Source organism: Bradyrhizobium sp. USDA 4538 (assembly GCF_024171045.1).
GTDB lineage: Bacteria > Pseudomonadota > Alphaproteobacteria > Rhizobiales > Xanthobacteraceae > Bradyrhizobium > Bradyrhizobium australafricanum.
In genome coordinates this window covers 3,186,095-3,202,642 of the sequence record NZ_JALJZE010000001.1, presented here as the reverse complement: position 1 = coordinate 3,202,642, position 16,548 = coordinate 3,186,095, and the positions used below count along the sequence as shown (strand labels likewise).

Here is a 16,548-nt window from a genome sequence, read left to right as displayed (position 1 = left end):
CTTCGGCGCCACGCGGCTAGTCGCCGCGCGCAATTTCCCTCTGGCGTTCCCGCCGGAGGACGATTAGTCTGGACCCAAATTGTAAGTACACTGTCAATCTGGGAGGCAGACGTTGCGGATCGCCGTGATCGGCGGAGGGCCCGGCGGGCTCTATTTCGCCTATCTCTGGAAGAAGCGTCATCCCGACGCCGAGATCGATCTGTTCGAGCAGAACGCGGCCGGCGCGACCTGGGGCTTCGGCGTGGTGTTCTCCGAACAGGCGCTGGACTTCCTGCGCGCCGACGACCCCGAGACGGTCGACGCCATCGCCCCGCGGATGGAGAGCTGGAAGAACATCACCCTCAATCTGCGCGGCGAGAGCGTCGAGATCGACGGCGTCGGGTTCTCCTCGATCGGCCGGCTGGCGCTGCTGACGATCCTGCAGGAGCGCGTCCGCAGCACGGGTGTCACGCCGCGCTTCGACACCGTGGTGCAATCGGTCGACGAGCTCAGGGATTACGACCTGATCGTTGCCGCCGACGGGCTGAACTCGATGGTCCGCCGCGACTTCGAGGCCGCGTTCGGTGCGTCGGTCTCGCATTCGACCAACAAATTCGCCTGGTACGGCACCACGAAAACCTTCGCGACGCTGTCGCAGACCTTTGTGGCGACCGAGCGCGGCAGCTTCAACGCCCATCACTATCGCTATGCGAAGGACATGAGCACTTTCCTGGTCGAGTGCGATGCGGCGACCTGGGCGGCCTACGGCTTCGCCGACAAGAGCATCGAGCAATCGCAGGCGATTTGCGAAGACGTATTCGCCGCGACGCTGGACGGCCACCGGCTGATCTCGAACAAATCGGTGTGGCGCAATTTCCCGTGGATCTGGAACGAGCGCTGGTCGCACGGCAACATGGTGCTGATCGGCGATGCGCTGCATTCGGCGCATTTCTCGATCGGCTCGGGCACGCGGCTTGCGATCGAGGATGCGATCGCGCTGACCAAGGCGCTGGAGACCGAAAGCGGCATCGCCGCCGCGCTTGCCCGCTACGAGAGCGAGCGCAAGCCGATCGTGAAGAAGCTCGTCACCGCGGCGCGGACCAGCGCCGATTGGTACGAGCACTTCCCCGCGCACATGACGCTCGACCTGATGGATTTCGCCTACAGCTACATCACCCGTTCCGGCCGGATCGACGACGCGCGGCTGCGCGCGATGTCGCCCGCCTTCATGGCCCGCTACGCAGCCGCAAAGGGACAATCATGACTGGGATCGCCGACCAGGTTCCGCTGGACAATCCCGGTGCGCGCGAGATCGGCTTTACGATCCCCGAGCGCTACAATGCGAGCTGCATCCTGTTCGACAATCTCGGCAACGGGAATGCCGAGCGCCTGGCGCTGACCGGCCCGGCCGGCACGCGGACCTATCGCGAGCTCTGCGCTGAGGCCGCACGCTGGGGCCACGCCTTCCGGTCGCTTGGACTGCAGCGCGGCGACCGCATCCTGCTGTTTCTCGACGACACCCCGGCCTATCCCGCGGCATTCTTCGGCGCGGTGCGTGCCGGCTTCGTGCCGCTCTTGATCAACACGCTGACGACGCCCGAGCTGCTGCAATTCTACCTGTCCGACGCCGGCGCACAGGTCGCGGTCACCGATGCGGAATTCTGTGCGCGCTTCAGCCCGGAAGCCTGCAAGGACACGCCGCTACGCACGCTGGTCGTGGTCAACGGCGCCGCCGGTGATCACGCCGTCGCCGAGGCGCGCAACGCCGGCGACTGGCTGCAAGGATTTCCGATCGAGCTCGACGCGGCCGACACCCACCGCAACGAGATGGCGTTCTGGATGTATTCGTCGGGCTCGACCGGCCGTCCCAAGGGCATCGTGCATCTGCAGCACGACATGGCCTATAGCGAGCGCGCCTTTGCCCGCAATGTGCTGAACCTAAAGCCCGGCGACATCTGCTTCTCGGTGCCGAAGATCTTCTTCGCCTATGGTTTCGGCAATTCGATCACGTTTCCATTTTCCGTGGGCGCCGCGACGCTGCTGCTGCCGGGCCAGCCGAAGCCGGCCGCGATCTTCTCGGCGATCGGGCAATATCGTCCGACCGTGTTCTTCGGCCTGCCGACGCTCTACATCTCGCTGACCAAGGCCGAAGGCGCCGACACCGCCGATTTCTCCTCGCTGCGGATGGCGGTCTCGGCCGCCGAAGTGCTGTCAGCCGACGTCTTCAACGGCTGGAAGCGGCTCACCGGGCTCGAGATCATCGAAGGCCTCGGCTCGACCGAAGTGCTGCACGTCTATCTCAGCAACCGCGCGGAGCAAAAGAAGCTCGGCGCCGCCGGTCTGCGCGTGCCCGGCTACGAGATCATGCTGCGCGACAGCGACGGCCGCGAGGTCGGCGACAATGAGGAAGGCATCCTGTGGGTACGCGGCGATTCCGCGACCCCGCTGTACTGGAACCGGCCGGACAAGACCGCCGAGACCGTGCGCGAGGACGGCTGGATCTACACCGGCGACCGCTTCATGCGCGACAGCGACGGCTTCCACTTCTTCCGCGGCCGCGCCGACGATCTGATCAAGATCTCCGGCCAGTGGGTCTATCCGCTGGAAGTCGAGCTCTGCCTCGCCGATCACCCCGACGTCCGCGAATGCGCCGTCTACGCCGCCGAATTGCCGGACCGGCGCATGACGCTGCGCGCCGTGGTGGTCATGAACAAGGCTGGCTTCGACACGGCCGAAGCGACGCGGCGGCTGCAGGATTACGTCAAGACAAAGCTGTTGCCGTACAAATATCCGCGCGAGGTCAAATTCATCGACGAGCTGCCGAAGACCGGCACCGGCAAGATCGACCGGCAGGCGGTGATGCGGATGTAGGGCGTTGGTTGATGGACGCGGCCACCGCAAATTCAATGTCGTCCCGGCGAAAGCAGGGACCCATAACCACAAATGCTTGTGGCGCGAGGGCTGGAGCCCCAGCCTGCCACAACAACAGCCATCGGTGGTTATGGATCCCGGATCGCGCTTCGCTTGTCCAGGACGACGAGCATTAGCTGCCCCGCCATACAGCCACACATTCAACGTCGTCCCGGCGAAGGCCGGGACCCATAACCACAAATATTTGCGGCGCAAAGGCTGGGGCCCCAGCCTGCCATCACAACAGCCTTCGGTGGTTATGGGTCCCGGATCGCGCTTCGCTTGTCCGGGACGACGAGTACGTAGCTAGCTGCCCGCCATCCAGCTACACATTCAGTGTCGTCCCGGCGGAGGCCGGGACCCATAACCACAAATGTGTGTGGCACGAAGGCTGGGGCCCCAGCCTGCCCTAACAACAGCCTTCGGTGGTTATGGGTCCCGGATCGCGCTTCGCTTGTCCGGGACGACGAGCATTAGCTGCCCCGCCATCCCGCCACACATTCGATGTCGTCCCGGCGAAGGCCGGGACCCATAACCACAAATGCTTGTGGCGCGAATGCTGGGGCCCCAGCCTGCCATAACAACAGCCTTCGGTGGTTATGGGTCCCGGATCGCGCTTCGCTCGTCCGGGACGACGAGTAAGTAGCTAGCCGCCCAGCCCCGTCCCGCCATACAGCCAGGCGATGTCATCACACCACTGATCCTGCGACTTCGCGCTCATGATCGCGTTGCGGATGCGGGCGTGCTCGCCTGCGGGATGGTAGACGTGTTCGCCGATCGCGCGTGACATCAGTTGTACGCGCGCGGTGCGCGGGAAGCGCTGCGCGCTGTAGGCTTCGAGCGCCGCTGCCTGGTCATTGTGACTGGCCAGCATGTGCGACAGGCAGACCGCGTCCTCCATCGCCTGGCAGGCACCCTGCGCGAAATATTGCAGCATCGGATGCGCGGCGTCGCCGAGCAGCACCACGCGGCCGTCGATCCACTGCTCGTTCGGATCGCGGTCGCACAACACCCAGAGCTTCCAGTTGGTGCCGTGGCGGATGATGTTCTGCGCCCGTTCATGGACGTGGGTAAAACCCTTCATCACCTCGGCTTCGGAAACCGGCTTGCCGGCGACCGGCTCCGGCGCATTGTTGTGATAGGTGACGACGAGGTTGAACACTTTCCAGCCCGACAGCGGATAATGCACGATGTGGCATTTCGGGCCGGCCCACAGCGTCGCCGCATTCCAGCGCAAATCCTCCGGCATCTGCTCGGTCGGGATCACCGAGCGATAGGTGGTGTGGCCGGAGACGCGCGGCGGGCCGTCCGACGTCACCTGCTTGCGGATATTCGACCACAAGCCATCGGCGCCGATCAGAAGCCGGCCGGTGATCCGCTCGCCATCGGCGAGCTTTGCCGTCACCGACGAACCATCCTGCTCGTAGCCTGCCACCTCGCTGGACACGCGCAGTTCAATCAGCTCGTGATTCTGGCACGCGCGCAGGAATACGCCATGCAGATCGCCGCGATGTACCACGGCATAGGGATTGCCGAACCGCGCGCGAAAGGCGTCGCCGAGATCGATATGGGTGATCTCGTCGGCGGTCAGCGCATCCATCAGCCGGAGCTGATCGATATAGACGGCCATGTTGCGCGCGGCCTCGCCGACACCGAGATAGTCGAAGGCGTGGAACGCGTTCGGGCCGAGTTGGATGCCGGCGCCGATCTCGCCGAGCGCGGCGGCCTTCTCCAGCAGGATCGAGCGGATGCCTTTTTGCGCGAGGCCCAGCGCCACGGCAAGGCCGCCAATGCCGCCACCCGCGATCAGGACAGGTCTCGTCTCCGCCATCAGCCCGACCTCCCGAGATGTTCGAGCGCGTCCTCGGCGCGCAGCGGCACCCGCGACGCCTCGTTGTTGAGGTCGACGAGCTGGGTCAACAGCGCCAGCAGCGTCTTGCGGTCGGCCGGCTTCAGCGGCTGCAGCATCCGCGCCTGCGCCTTGTCGACCGAGGGCATGATTTCGCTCAACACCGCCGCGCCGGCCTTGGTAAGATAGAGCAGCTTGACCCGCTTGTCCTCGGGCGCCGGCTTGCGCACGATGAACTCCTTGGCCTGCAGCCGTTCGATCACATTGCCGAGCGTGGAACGGTCGAACGCGATCACCGCCGAGAGCCTCGTGGCATCGATGCCGGGATGGGTCGAGATCGTGACCAGCGCGGCATATTGCACCGGCGTCAGGTCGAACGCCCTGCACTCCTCGATGAACAGTGCGACCGCGATCTGCTGCATCCGCCGGAACAGGTAGCCGGGCGCGGTATAGACCGCGTCCATCGTGACGGGCGCTGGTTTGTTATTCGGCATCGGGTTGCTTGTCCGGGGCGGCGTCGGCGAACGCCTTGATTTGCTTTGCCGCGGCCTCGGCCTTGAGCAGGCGCGGATAGGCCGAAACGTCGACGCCGAAGCGCCGCGCATTGGCGAGCTGCGGCACCAGGCAGAGATCGGCCAACGTCGGCGCATCGCCAAAGCAGAACGGGCCGGACTCCGCCGCGATCAGGGTCTCGCAGGCCGACAGTCCCTCGCGATTGGCCCAAGCCGCCCATTCCGTCACCTGCTCCTCGGGCAGGCCGAGCTGACGCAGCCGCGCCAGCACCTTCAAATTCTGCACCGGATGCGTGTCACAGGCGATCGCCTGCGCAAACGCCCGCACCTTTGCGCGCCGCAGCGGATCTTTCGGCAAGAGCGGCGGGTTGGGATTGGTCTCGTCGAGCCATTCGATGATCGCGAGCGACTGGGTGAGGATCGCGCCGGCATCGCTTTCCAGGGTCGGCACCAGCCCCTGCGGATTGATCGCGAGATAGGCCGGCGCGCACTGCTCGCCCTTGCGCAGATGATGCGGCAGATGCTCTGAGGTGAGCCCCTTCAGATTGAGGGCGATCCGGACCCGGTAGGACGCGCTGCTCCGGAAATAGCCATGCAGCTTCATCGGAACCTCCCTTGCATTATTCTGGTTTGACGCGTTTTCTTTGCGCGAACCGGTATCCACTTCGATCGAAAACGCCATGGCTTGCTTCATTGACGCTAGCCATATTGTCAGTATACTGTCAATTAAATTGCACCGACAAGAATGATGGGAGGCTTGCCATGGAAGCCGTGCAGAAGACCCCGGAGCGCGAGGCATTCTACAAGAAGATCGACGGCCAGAACCTCTCGGCGCTGTGGAACGTGATGAACGATCTGATCACGCCGGAGCCGAAAAGCGCCTGCCGTCCTCACTTGTGGAAGTTCGACCAGATCCGCGACTACATGAACGAGGCCGGCAAGCTGATCACGGCCAAGGAAGCCGAGCGCCGCGTGCTGGTGCTGGAAAATCCCGGCCTGCGCGGCCAGTCCAAGATCACGACCTCGCTGTTCGCCGGCGTGCAGATGGTGGTGCCGGGCGACATCGCCCCCGCCCATCGCCATGCCCAATCGGCGCTGCGCTTCGTGCTCGAGGGCAAGGGCGCCTTCACCGCCGTCGACGGCGAGCGCACCGCGATGTCGCCGGGCGACTTCGTCATCACGCCGTCGATGACCTGGCACGACCATTCCAACGAAACCAATGAGCCGATGTTCTGGCTCGACGGGCTCGACATCCCGATGGTGCAGTTCTTCGACTGCTCGTTTGCCGAAGGCGCCAAGGAGGACCAGCAGTCGATCTCCAAGCCGGCCGGCGCGAGCTTCGCGCGCTACGGCCACAATCTGCTGCCGATCGACCAGAAGCGAACCTCGAAGACCTCGCCGATCTTCAACTATCCCTATGAATACACCCGCGAGGCGCTGGAGAAGGCCAAGGTCAGCGACGAGTGGGACGCCTGTCACGGCCTGAAGCTGAAATTCTCCAACCCCGAGACCGGCGATTTCGCGATGCCGACCATCGGCACCTTCATCCAGCTGCTGCCAAAGGGTTTCAAGACCGCGCGCTATCGCGCAACCGATGCGACCGTGTTCGCCGCGATCGAGGGCAAAGGCCGCACAAGGGTCGGCGACCAGACCTTCGAGTGGGGACCGCGCGACCTGTTCGTGGTGCCGAGCTGGCACTGGGTCACCCACGAGGCCGATGCCGACTCCGTGCTGTTCTCGTTCTCCGACCGCCCGGTGCAGCAGAAGCTCGACCTGTTCCGCGAGGACAGGGGCAACGCGTAACGATCGTCTGCGCAAGGCACGCAGCGCCCACCTCACGTCGTCCCGGCGAAAGCCGGGACCCATAACCACCGCCCTCGGTTGGTTAAAGAAGCTGCGGCCCCAGCCTGTTTTAACAACCACGCCCCGTGGTTATGGGTCCCTGCTTTCGTGTTTGGTCCCTGCTGATTGGTTGGATGGAATCGGTGTAGAACGAGGCGTGGCTTTTATCATGGAGCGCTTCGCGTCATGGAACTGAGCCTGCATGCGAACGCCACGACGACACCGAAGACGCGTGCCTACATCCAGCGCAGCAGGAAGTCGGTCGCCCAATTGGCGGCCGAGCTGGGGGTCAGCGAGACCACAATCTATCGCTGGCGCGGTCGCAGCACGGTCGAGGATCGCTCGCATCGGCCGAAGCACCTCACGACCAGCCTGTCCGCCCTTGAGGAACGGGCAGTGTGTGAGCTGCGGACATCGCTGCAGCTGCCGCTGGACGATATCGTCGAGGTGATGCAGCGGTGCATCAATGCCAAGCTGTCCCGCAGCGCGATCCACCGCTGCCTGCAGCGCAACGGCATCAGCCGGCTTGCCAAGCCTGACAAGCCCAGGGCCGGCGTCTTCGAAAGCGCCAGCATCGGCTTCATTCATATCGACGTGAAGTATCTGCCCGCGCTGCAACGCCGCACCAGTTATGCCTTTGTCGCGATCGATCGCGCCACCCGATACGTCTTCGTCGAGATCCATTCCAGGCGAGACGGAACGACCGCGACCGGCTTCCTCGAACGCTTCCTGGCCGACTTTCCGCACGGTGTTCACACCATCCTGACCGACAACGGAGCCGAGTTCACCGACCGCTTCGCCGTCGACAAGAAGAACAAACCGGTCGGGAAGCCTTCCGGCGACCACCCCTTTGATCGGCTCTGCAAGCAGCGCGCAATCGAGCATCGCCTGACCAAGCCCTACCACCCGCAAACCAACGGCCTCGTCGAACGCTTCAACCGGCGCATCGCTGAAGCCATCGGCCGCGAACACAAACGGGGCAGCGCGCGCCGTACCTTTGTCAACCACGCCGACCGCGACGCCTTCATCGCCAAGTTCGTCCACGACTACAATCGGACCCGCCTCAAATGCCTCGGCTACCTGGCGCCAATCCAGGCCCTCGCCAATCACACGGGACCGAACACTTTCGCAGGGACGACAGCGGGGGTTGTGGCCCGCAGCGTGCTCTCACCGCCAGTGCAACAACCTCGTCTCGAGCAAATTGATCAGCTTCCCCACCGCAAGCCCGAACAGCGACAGGATCACGACGCCGGCGAGCAGCTGATCGGTCTGCATCAGATTGCCGGCCTGCAGCACGAAGGCGCCGATGCCGTATTGCGCGCCGATCATCTCGGCGCTGACCACGAGCAGCAGCGCCACCGACGCGGTGATGCGGAAGCCGGCGAGGATCGAGGGCAGCGCGCCCGGCCAGATCACGCGGCGCACGATGGCGTGGAACGGCACGTTGAAGCTTTGCGCCATCCGGATCAGGTTGCGCGGCACCGCATCGACGCCGCTATAGACCGAGATCGCGGTCGAGAAGAACACGCCAAGCGCAATGGTCGCGATCTTCGGCTCCTCGCCGATCCCGAGCCACAGAATGAGCAACGGCAGCAGCGCGATCTTCGGAATCGGAAACAGCGCCGAGATGAAGGTGATGCCGACGCCGCGCGCCATGGTCGACAGCCCGATCGCGAAGCCGACCACGACTCCGGCGGCCGTGCCGATGATCCAGCCGGTACCGATCCGCATAATGGACCACGACAGGTGCTGCCACAGCGCGCCCGACATCGCGAGCTTATAGATCGCGACCGCGATCGCCGACGGCGCCGGCAGGAACAGCGGATTGACCCAGCCTGCGCTGCCGGCGAGCTGCCAGAGCGCGATCACGAGCGCGAGCGCGATCCAGCCGGCATGGCGGCTCCCACCGGGGATAAAGCCGGCACCGCGAAACGCGACCGGGCGCGTCGCCTCCGCCGATTGGTCTTTCGGTTGCTGCGGCGCCCGGTCAAGCATGCTGGACCTCGCGCTCGGCATCGATCGCCTCGTTGCGGATCAGCGACCACAGCTCACTTTGCAGCGCAGCCATCGGCCCGCGCGCATCCGTCGTGCCGCGCTCGGCGCGGGTCATCGGGATGGTCACGATTTCCCGGATCCGGCCAGGGCGGCGCGACAGCACCACGACGCGGTCAGCGAGCCGCACCGCTTCCTCGAGATTATGCGTGACATAGACCGCGCCCATCGCACCGTCGGCGAGCAGGCGCACGAAATCCTCCATCAGGAGCTCGCGGGTCTGCGAATCCAGCGCCGACAGCGGCTCGTCCATCAGCAGGATCGCGGGGCGAACCGCGAGTGCCCGCGCAATGCCGACGCGCTGGCGCATGCCGCCGGACAGTTGCTTCGGATAAGCGGCGCGAAAATCCAACAGCCCGGTGCGGCGCAGCGCGTCGTCGATCACGGCGCGGCGCTCGCCGGCACTCAAACCCGTATGCAGCAGCGGAAACGCGACGTTGTCCTCGACCGTATTCCACGGCAGCAGCGCAAAATCCTGGAACACGAAGGTCAGCGGATTGAGGCTATCAGCCGGCGCCGCGCCGCGCAGCTCGGCGGCACCTTTGCTCGGCCGCAGCAGGCCGCCAAGGATCGACAGCAGGGTGCTCTTGCCGCAGCCGGACGGACCGACGATCGCGACGATCTCGCCGGCGCGGACCGTGAAGGAGACATCGTCGAGCACGTCGAGTGCGCCGAAGCGATGGCTGATATGGTCGGCGATCAGGTCCATGGCGTCATGAACTCACTGCCAGACCCGTCACCCCCGCGCAAAGGCTTCGCCTTTGTCGCTGGAGGAGCCGCGCAGCGGCGTCTCGAAGGGTCGACGGCCCGGATGTAGCAGCTCGGCCGTCGACCCTTCGAGACGCGCGCAAGTGCGCGCTCCTCAGGGTGACGGGGATAGAGTTGTGCACGCGGTCCCACATCAATCCGCCTTCACGTAATCCTTGGCGATGATCGCATTGGCGTCAAAGCCCTTGTCCACAAAGCCCTGCCCCTGCAGCCATTTGATCTGGTTGTCGAGGTTCTTCACGTCGAGCTTGCCGTCGGGATCGATATAGGCGCAATTGCCGACCACCTGCGCGACCGGCAGGTTGGTGTATTTGGCGATGATCTCGAGCAGCGGCCTGGTCTTGTCGTTGATCGGCGCCACGCCGTCCTTGATCGCAGTCAGGATCACGTCGTGATATTCGTGGTCGGCACGGGTGAGCGCGGTGAGCAGCCTGGTCACCAGCGGTGCGTTGGTCAGCGCCTTCGGCGATGCGAAGATAGCGCCTAACTGCCACGGCGTCTCGTCACCGACCCAGCCGAGCAATTTCGCGCCGTTGGAATCCATCAGCGTCCGCGCGGTCGAGACCGGCAGCAGCGCGGCGTCGACGGTTTCGCCCTTCAGCGCCGCGGCCGCGTTCGACAGCGACTGCAGCGGCACCACCTTCACCTCTGACAGCTTGAAGCCGTATTTGTCGGCGAGCAGGCCGAGCGAATAATGGAAGCTGGAGCCGACCTGGGTCACCGCGACGCGCTTGCCCGCCAGATCCTTCGGCGTCCTGAGGCCGGCGGCATAGGCGTTGTTGCTGGCGAAGTAGCCGATCAGGGGATAGCCGGCCTTCTCGCGGCTCATGCCGCCGATCACCTTCAGCGTGCCCTTGCCGGCGAGATTATAGAGCCCCGCGGTGACGGCGGTGATGCCGAAATCGACATCGCCCGACGCGGTCGCGACCGCGATCGGCTGCGCCGCGTCGAAGAATTTGAGCTCGACGTCGAGGCCGGCGTCGCGGAAATAGCCCTTGTCCTGCGCAATGAACACCGGCGCCGAGGACGACAGGCGCAAGACGCCGATCTTCGCCTTCAGGAGATCATCGGCCCGCGCGAGGCCGCTCGCGGCCCACACCAGGAGACCCGCGAGTGCGAGCCGCGCCCAACGCTTCATTGCCGTCCTCCGCTTACAATCCCTCGGGCACGGCCTGATCGCGGCCGATGAACGCGCCCTGTTTGCCAAGCTGTTGTTGCAACTTTTCGACGGAAATGTCGCGCGGAATCGTATTGCCCGACAGCGCGAGTGCGGCTGCGGTTCCCGCCGCCTCGCCCATCACAAAGCAGGCACCGGAGACGCGCGCCGCCGATTGCCCCTCATGGGTCATCGAGGCGCAGCGGCCGGCGACCAGGAGATTGTCGACGCCCTCCGGTACCAGCATGCGGTACGGCAACTCGTTATAGCCGCGGCTCTCCGGGATCGGCGGAAACTCGAAGATCACATCACCCGGCACATGGGATTCCTTCGGCCAACCATTGACGCCGATCGAATCCTCGAACGAGGCGCAGCCCAGCACGTCCTCGCCTGACAGCATGTAGCCGCCGATCACGCGCCGCGTCTCGCGGATGCCGAGCTGCGGCGGCAGATCGACGATGTAGGAATTCTCGAAGCCGGGCACCGTGCGCAGGAACCTGAACGCTTCGACCGCCTGGCGGCGGCCCTCGATCTCGCCGCGCGTCATGTCGTCAGGATTGATACCGGAAATGGCGCCGCCATCGCTTCGCGTCACCTGGGTGAAATTCACCCGCCATTCGATCTGCGATTTCTGCGGCCGCACGATCGCCGACTTGCGCGGGAATGTGTGGGTGCCGGCGGCCTCGGCCTCAGCCATCAGCGCCGGGATGGTGCGCCAGGCATCGCCGGCCTTCGCCGGATCGATGCCGTTGAGGCGGAACATCATCGAGGGGTAGAGCATGCCGCCGGCATTATCGCCGACTTCATGGGGCGCACCGGCCCACACCGCGAGATCGCCGTCACCGGAGCAATCGATGAAGATGCTGGCGCGCACGGCCTGACGGCCGGCCTTGGTTTCCACCATCAGCGCACGGATATGCGAACCATCCATGACGACGCCGGCGCCGAGCGCGTGGAACAGAATGTCGACCTTGTGATGTGCGAGCAGATCGTCGGCCGCGATCTTGTAGGCCGCGGTGTCGTAGGCCTGCGCAAGGATCTTGCCGAGGATCAGATGCGGCGCGTTCAGCCCGCCGAGCCGGTCGATCCGCGCCAGGAGGTCGGAGGCGATGCCCTGCACCACGCGGTGCATCTCGCCGAAGATGTTGGCGTGCAGTCCGCAGAAGTTGGTCACGCCGGCCGCGGTGCCCATGCCGCCGAGAAATCCGTAACGCTCGATCAGGAGCGTCCGCCGTCCGGTACGTGCCGCGCCGACCGCTGCCGCGATGCCGGCCGGTCCGCCGCCCAGCACCACCACGTCGTATTCGCCATAGACCGGGACCTGCCGCGCAGGTTCTTCGATCGTGCTCGCTCGCATCATTTCCGCCCTGAACAAAGTTGATTGGGCCAACTATGAATTGATGCGGATTGCAGTACAATCTACCAAATTATGTAATCAGCTTTCGCGAATCGAGAAAGGCGAGCAAGGCAGATGGATACGCTGGTCAATCTCGAAGCCTTCCTCGCCACCGCCGATGCCGGCGGCTTTTCCGCCGCGGCGCGCAAGCTCAATATCGCGACATCCGTCGTCGCCAAACGCGTCACCCAGCTCGAGGAGCGCATCGGCACCGCGCTGTTCCACCGCTCGACCCGCCAGTTGCGGCTGACCGAGGCCGGGCAGCAATATGTGCATCGCGCCCGCGGCGTGGTTGCCGATGTCGGCGATCTCTTGTCGCGGATGGGCGAGAAGCAGCGCGACCTCTCCGATCATCTGCGGGTCAAGGCGCCGACCTCGCTGACGGTTGCGCGGCTCGCCGATGCCTTCACGATCTTCCAGAAGCAGAACGGAAGCGTGAAGCTCGAGATCGTGATGATCGACCGCCCGGTCGATCCGGTGACCGAAGGTTTTGATATCGCGATCGGCGCCTTCCCGCATTCCTTCGGCGGCGTGGTCGACGAGCCCTTGTGCCGGCTGCCGCGTCTCGTATGCGCCTCGCCGGCCTATCTGAAGAAGCACGGCACGCCGAAGCATCCGCGCGACCTGGTCGATCATCGCTGCCTCAGCTTCCTGCCGACCGGACCGGAATGGCCATTCGAGGGCCCGCGCGGCCGCATCAATATCCAGGTCCGCCCGATTCTCTCTTCGAACGAAGGCCGCGTGCTGACGCAAAGCGCGATCGCCGGCAACGGCATTGCGCTGCTCTCGCATTATCTGGTCGCGGACGCGCTGCGCGCCGGCGCGTTGCAACCGGTACTCACCGACTTTCCGATCCCCGAATTGTGGGTCAAGGCCGCCGTTCCCGAGCGCCGCATCGATGCCGCCGCGGTGCAGGCGCTGCTGAAGACATTGAAAAAATCGCTGTCGCAGCCGCTGTGATGCGACGCCGGCCTTGCCGGTCGCATGCCGAGCTGAGACAAGGACGCGAAAGGATCGCCCGCTTGAAACTCCTGATCTCAATGTCGTTTGGTCTCATCATCGTCGCTGGGCCCGCGGCCGCGATCGAGACCTGCCGCTTCATTGAGGCCAAGGCGGAGCGCGAGGCCTGCTACCATCGGCAAGAGCAGGAACTTGCGGCGAAGCGCAAGCCCGAGCCGCCGGTGACGCGGTCGAGCGAATCGAAGACGTTCGATCAGCTGCAGCAGATGCGCCGCGACGACGAAGAGGTCTATCGCAGCATGCGCGGCATCTGCCGCGGCTGCTGAGCTTACGTGGCGCCGCCCCACCGGCCCGCGCGCTTCTCGGCGAAGGATGCAAGCCCCTCGGCAGCTTCCGCGGTCTGCCGCTTGGCTGAATGCAGCTGGACGAGGCGCTTGTAGGCCGCATCGTCCACCGCCATGCCGCCGAACGAGCTTTCCATCGCGAGCTTCTTGGTCTCGGCCATCGCATCCGGCGCGTTGCCGAGCAGCTGCTCGACGACCTTGGCGCCGGCGCTGTCGAGATCGGCCAGCGGCACCACCTCATGGACAAGGCCGATGCGGCGGGCATCCTCGGCGCCGAACCGTTCGCCGGTCAGCGCATAGCGGCGCACCTGGCGGACGCCGATCGCGTCGCAGAGCTGCGGGATGATGATCGCCGCGGTCAGGCCCCAGCGCACCTCGGTGATCGAGAACAGCGCATTGTCGGCCGCGATCACGATGTCGCAGGCCGAGATCACGCCGGTGCCGCCGCCGAAGCAGCCGCCCTGCACCAGCGCGACGGTCGGGACCGGCAGCGTGTTGAGACGCTGCACCGCCTCGAAGGTGGCGCGCGACGCCGCCTCGTTCTCCTCGAACGATTTCGGCCGCACGCCGTTGATCCATTTCAGGTCGGCGCCGGCTTGGAAATGCTTGCCGTTGCCGTTCAGCACGACGACGCGCACCGGCTTGGTCGAGAGATCGTCGATCGCGGCCAGCACGCCCGCAATCAGCGCGCCGTCATAAGCATTGTTGACCTCGGGACGATTCAGCGTGACGGTCGCGACCCCGCGCGCATCGAGGCTCCACAGGACTGGGCTGGCCGACATGACGTTGCTCCCTGTTCGGCATTGCTGTTGCCTTGTACTAGCCGTGCACTATGGCGAGAGCGGATGCCTTGATCCATCACTTTCGGGCGCGCACGACCGCGCCACGCGCATGACGGGTTGCGCGATGCCCCGCGCTTGTGGAAACTGACGGGGCACGTTGCGGAGAATTGTTCCACTCATGCGTATTTGCATTTTCGGCGCGGGCGCCGTCGGCAGCCACTTCGCGGTCCGGCTCGCGCGCGCCGGTCACGATGTGGCCTGCGTGATGCGCGGGCCGCATCTCGACGCGGTCAGGGCCAGCGGACTGACGCTGAAGGTCGGCGATAGCAGCGTCACCGCGAAGGTGAAGGCCTCAGCCGATCCTGCCGATCTGGGGCCGCAGGACATCGTCATCAGCACACTGAAGGCGACCGGCATCGGCGCGCTCGCAGCCGAGCTCCCGCCGCTGCTTCAGCGCGACACATCAATCGTGTTCGCGCAGAACGGCATTCCCTGGTGGTACGATCTCGGCCTGCCGCCGCAGCATCCCGCGATCCCCGATCTCGGCTTCCTCGATCCCGGCGGGCATTTGCGCAGCGCCGTCCCGAAGGAGCGGATCATCGGCGGCGTGATCTTTTCCTCCAACGAGGTGATCGCGCCAGGGGTCGTCGCGAACCTGTCGCCGGACCGCAACCGTCTCTTGATCGGCGAATGCGACGACCGGCAGGGCGAGCGCATCGCCCGCCTGCGCGCGGCGCTCAACGACGCCGCGATCGAATCGCCCGAGGTCGAGCAGATCCGCGAGACGATCTGGTCAAAGCTGTTAACCAACATGTCGATGTCGGTGCTGTGCCTGTTGACCGGGCTGACCGCGCGTGGCGTCCGCGACGATCCTGACGTGCAGGACGTGATCCCGCGCCTGCTCGACGAGGCCAATGCAGTGGCGACACACTATATTCCCGAGGTCAAGCGCGTCACCCGCTCAGGGCCGGCGCCGGACCACAAGCCGTCGATCCTGCAGGACTACGAACTCGGGCGCGGCATCGAGATCGATGTGCTGGTGCGCGCACCGGCGGCATTCGCCCGCGCGGCCGCCATTTCGACCCCAATGCTCGACCTGATGGCCGCGCTCGCGATCCAGAAGGCGCGTGACAAGGGCCTGTATCAGGGCTGACAATCCGACCCACCACGATAACAAGCAGGGACATCGAACCATGCAAGTCAAGGACAAGGTCTGCGTCGTCACCGGCGGCGCGAGCGGGATCGGCGAGTCGGTGGCGCGGGCCTATGCGGACGCCGGTGCTCGCGGCGTCGTGGTCGCCGATCTCAAGACCTCGCGCGATCGGCTCGCGAGCGTCGCCGGCGATATCGACGGTCTTGCCGTTACCGCCGATGTCGGGCTCGAGGAGGACATCAAGGCGTTGATCGCCGCCGCCGAGGACAAATATGGTCCGGTCGACGTGTTCTTCTCCAATGCCGGGCTCTCGCGCAAGGGACAAGAGACCGCGTCCGATGCCGACTGGGACGTGAGTTGGCGCGTGCATGTGATGAGCCACGTGTACGCGGCGCGCGCGCTGGTGCCCGGCATGCTCGCGCGCGGCTCCGGCTATCTCATCAACACCGCATCCGCCGCGGGGCTATTAGCCTCGCTGAACTCGATGCCTTACGGCGTGACCAAGAATGCCGCGGTCGCGCTCGCCGAGCATCTCGCCATCCAGTATGGCGATCGCGGCATCCGCGTCTCCGTGCTCTGTCCGCAATCGGTGCAGACGGGCATGACGACGCCGGGCCCGAGCGCCGCGCGCGTCGACGGCGTGCTGCAGCCGGGCGAGGTGGCGCGGATGGTGATCGAGGCGATGGCGGAAGAACGTTTCCTGATTCTGTCGCATCCGCAGGTGCAGGAATACATGCAGCGCAAGGCCACCAATCGCGAGCGCTGGCTGTCCGGCATGCGCCGCCTGCGCGACCGGATCTATGGCGGGGTGGCGTCATAACGATCTCGCCGTCATTGCGAGCGAA

General features: G+C 65.2%; 15 protein-coding genes and 1 pseudogene. 8 read left to right on the top strand and 8 right to left on the bottom strand.

All coding sequences use genetic code 11. The annotated features are described in order from the left end of the window. Window positions 1-112 precede the first annotated feature (112 nt). A complete protein-coding gene (locus tag J2R78_RS14380; protein WP_253605098.1) occupies window positions 113-1,243 on the top strand; it encodes an FAD-dependent monooxygenase in 1,131 nt (376 codons plus the stop codon). Further along, window positions 1,240-2,850, top strand: coding sequence for a benzoate-CoA ligase family protein (locus J2R78_RS14375; protein WP_253605097.1), 1,611 nt, complete (start codon window positions 1,240-1,242; stop codon window positions 2,848-2,850). The genes J2R78_RS14380 and J2R78_RS14375 overlap by 4 nt, the downstream gene beginning before the upstream one ends. A 685-nt stretch (window positions 2,851-3,535) precedes the next feature. Here J2R78_RS14375 and J2R78_RS14370 read toward each other — a convergent pair. Genes J2R78_RS14370 through maiA form a run of 3 tightly spaced genes read right to left on the bottom strand, consistent with a single transcriptional unit; the run spans window position 3,536 to window position 5,854 of the window. Next, complete coding sequence (locus tag J2R78_RS14370) at window positions 3,536-4,720, bottom strand: 3-hydroxybenzoate 6-monooxygenase (RefSeq protein WP_253605096.1); 1,185 nt, start codon at window positions 4,718-4,720, stop codon at window positions 3,536-3,538. Beyond that, on the bottom strand, window positions 4,720-5,232 hold the full coding sequence (locus J2R78_RS14365) for a MarR family winged helix-turn-helix transcriptional regulator (protein WP_253605095.1): 513 nt from the start codon (window positions 5,230-5,232) through the stop codon (window positions 4,720-4,722). The genes J2R78_RS14370 and J2R78_RS14365 overlap by 1 nt, the downstream gene beginning before the upstream one ends. After that, complete coding sequence (gene maiA, locus J2R78_RS14360; RefSeq protein WP_076832895.1) at window positions 5,222-5,854, bottom strand: maleylacetoacetate isomerase; 633 nt, start codon at window positions 5,852-5,854, stop codon at window positions 5,222-5,224. Before maiA ends, J2R78_RS14365 begins: the two co-directional genes overlap by 11 nt. A gap of 158 nt (window positions 5,855-6,012) precedes the next feature. Here maiA and gtdA point away from each other — a divergent pair, with 158 nt between their 5' ends. Next, a complete protein-coding gene (gtdA, locus tag J2R78_RS14355; protein ID WP_038384747.1) occupies window positions 6,013-7,053 on the top strand; it encodes a gentisate 1,2-dioxygenase in 1,041 nt (346 codons plus the stop codon). A gap of 225 nt (window positions 7,054-7,278) precedes the next feature. Next, window positions 7,279-8,130 (top strand): annotated as a pseudogene (locus J2R78_RS45345) (DDE-type integrase/transposase/recombinase); the annotation flags it as partial. A 129-nt stretch (window positions 8,131-8,259) separates the two neighbouring features. Here the strand turns inward: J2R78_RS45345 and J2R78_RS14345 are convergent. The 4 genes from J2R78_RS14345 to J2R78_RS14330 form a co-directional block, all read right to left on the bottom strand. Then, complete coding sequence (locus J2R78_RS14345) at window positions 8,260-9,087, bottom strand: ABC transporter permease (protein WP_253605092.1); 828 nt, start codon at window positions 9,085-9,087, stop codon at window positions 8,260-8,262. Next, window positions 9,080-9,853, bottom strand: a complete 774-nt coding sequence (locus J2R78_RS14340; RefSeq protein ID WP_253605090.1) for an ABC transporter ATP-binding protein — start codon at window positions 9,851-9,853, stop codon at window positions 9,080-9,082. Before J2R78_RS14340 ends, J2R78_RS14345 begins: the two co-directional genes overlap by 8 nt. A gap of 192 nt (window positions 9,854-10,045) precedes the next feature. Then, window positions 10,046-11,050 (bottom strand): ABC transporter substrate-binding protein, encoded by a 1,005-nt coding sequence (locus J2R78_RS14335; protein ID WP_253605088.1) that lies wholly within the window; start codon window positions 11,048-11,050, stop codon window positions 10,046-10,048. Between the two features lie 13 nt (window positions 11,051-11,063). Beyond that, window positions 11,064-12,425, bottom strand: coding sequence for an FAD-dependent oxidoreductase (locus J2R78_RS14330; RefSeq protein WP_253609823.1), 1,362 nt, complete (start codon window positions 12,423-12,425; stop codon window positions 11,064-11,066). Window positions 12,426-12,539: 114 nt separating this feature from the next. Between J2R78_RS14330 and J2R78_RS14325 the strand changes: the two genes are divergently transcribed. Further along, the gene (locus J2R78_RS14325) at window positions 12,540-13,424 is read left to right on the top strand and encodes a LysR family transcriptional regulator (protein WP_253605086.1); all 885 of its coding nucleotides are present in this window, start codon (window positions 12,540-12,542) and stop codon (window positions 13,422-13,424) included. Window positions 13,425-13,486: 62 nt separating this feature from the next. Next, window positions 13,487-13,750 carry a type VI secretion protein gene (locus tag J2R78_RS14320; protein ID WP_233475876.1) on the top strand — a complete coding sequence of 88 codons (264 nt, stop codon included), beginning with the start codon at window positions 13,487-13,489 and terminating at the stop codon, window positions 13,748-13,750. Window positions 13,751-13,752: 2 nt separating this feature from the next. On the opposite strand, the gene J2R78_RS14315 is transcribed toward J2R78_RS14320, so the two are convergent. After that, complete coding sequence (locus J2R78_RS14315) at window positions 13,753-14,550, bottom strand: enoyl-CoA hydratase-related protein (RefSeq protein WP_253605084.1); 798 nt, start codon at window positions 14,548-14,550, stop codon at window positions 13,753-13,755. Window positions 14,551-14,728: 178 nt separating this feature from the next. On the opposite strand from J2R78_RS14315, the gene J2R78_RS14310 reads away from it, so the two are divergent. Together J2R78_RS14310 and J2R78_RS14305 are read left to right on the top strand one after the other, a co-directional pair. After that, window positions 14,729-15,703, top strand: a complete 975-nt coding sequence (locus tag J2R78_RS14310) for a ketopantoate reductase family protein (protein WP_253605081.1) — start codon at window positions 14,729-14,731, stop codon at window positions 15,701-15,703. A 40-nt stretch (window positions 15,704-15,743) separates the two neighbouring features. Continuing rightward, window positions 15,744-16,523, top strand: a complete 780-nt coding sequence (locus J2R78_RS14305) for an SDR family oxidoreductase (protein ID WP_253605079.1) — start codon at window positions 15,744-15,746, stop codon at window positions 16,521-16,523. Window positions 16,524-16,548 lie beyond the last annotated feature (25 nt).

Coding starts and splice junctions, on each gene's coding strand:
- J2R78_RS14375 (WP_253605097.1), top strand. CDS start 1,240: ATGACTGGGATCGCCGACCAGGTTCCGCTGGACAATCCCGGTGCGCGC.
- J2R78_RS14370 (WP_253605096.1), bottom strand. CDS start 4,720: ATGGCGGAGACGAGACCTGTCCTGATCGCGGGTGGCGGCATTGGCGGC.
- J2R78_RS14365 (WP_253605095.1), bottom strand. CDS start 5,232: ATGCCGAATAACAAACCAGCGCCCGTCACGATGGACGCGGTCTATACC.
- maiA (WP_076832895.1), bottom strand. CDS start 5,854: ATGAAGCTGCATGGCTATTTCCGGAGCAGCGCGTCCTACCGGGTCCGG.
- gtdA (WP_038384747.1), top strand. CDS start 6,013: ATGGAAGCCGTGCAGAAGACCCCGGAGCGCGAGGCATTCTACAAGAAG.
- J2R78_RS14345 (WP_253605092.1), bottom strand. CDS start 9,087: ATGCTTGACCGGGCGCCGCAGCAACCGAAAGACCAATCGGCGGAGGCG.
- J2R78_RS14340 (WP_253605090.1), bottom strand. CDS start 9,853: ATGGACCTGATCGCCGACCATATCAGCCATCGCTTCGGCGCACTCGAC.
- J2R78_RS14335 (WP_253605088.1), bottom strand. CDS start 11,050: ATGAAGCGTTGGGCGCGGCTCGCACTCGCGGGTCTCCTGGTGTGGGCC.
- J2R78_RS14330 (WP_253609823.1), bottom strand. CDS start 12,425: ATGCGAGCGAGCACGATCGAAGAACCTGCGCGGCAGGTCCCGGTCTAT.
- J2R78_RS14325 (WP_253605086.1), top strand. CDS start 12,540: ATGGATACGCTGGTCAATCTCGAAGCCTTCCTCGCCACCGCCGATGCC.
- J2R78_RS14315 (WP_253605084.1), bottom strand. CDS start 14,550: ATGTCGGCCAGCCCAGTCCTGTGGAGCCTCGATGCGCGCGGGGTCGCG.
- J2R78_RS14310 (WP_253605081.1), top strand. CDS start 14,729: ATGCGTATTTGCATTTTCGGCGCGGGCGCCGTCGGCAGCCACTTCGCG.
- J2R78_RS14305 (WP_253605079.1), top strand. CDS start 15,744: ATGCAAGTCAAGGACAAGGTCTGCGTCGTCACCGGCGGCGCGAGCGGG.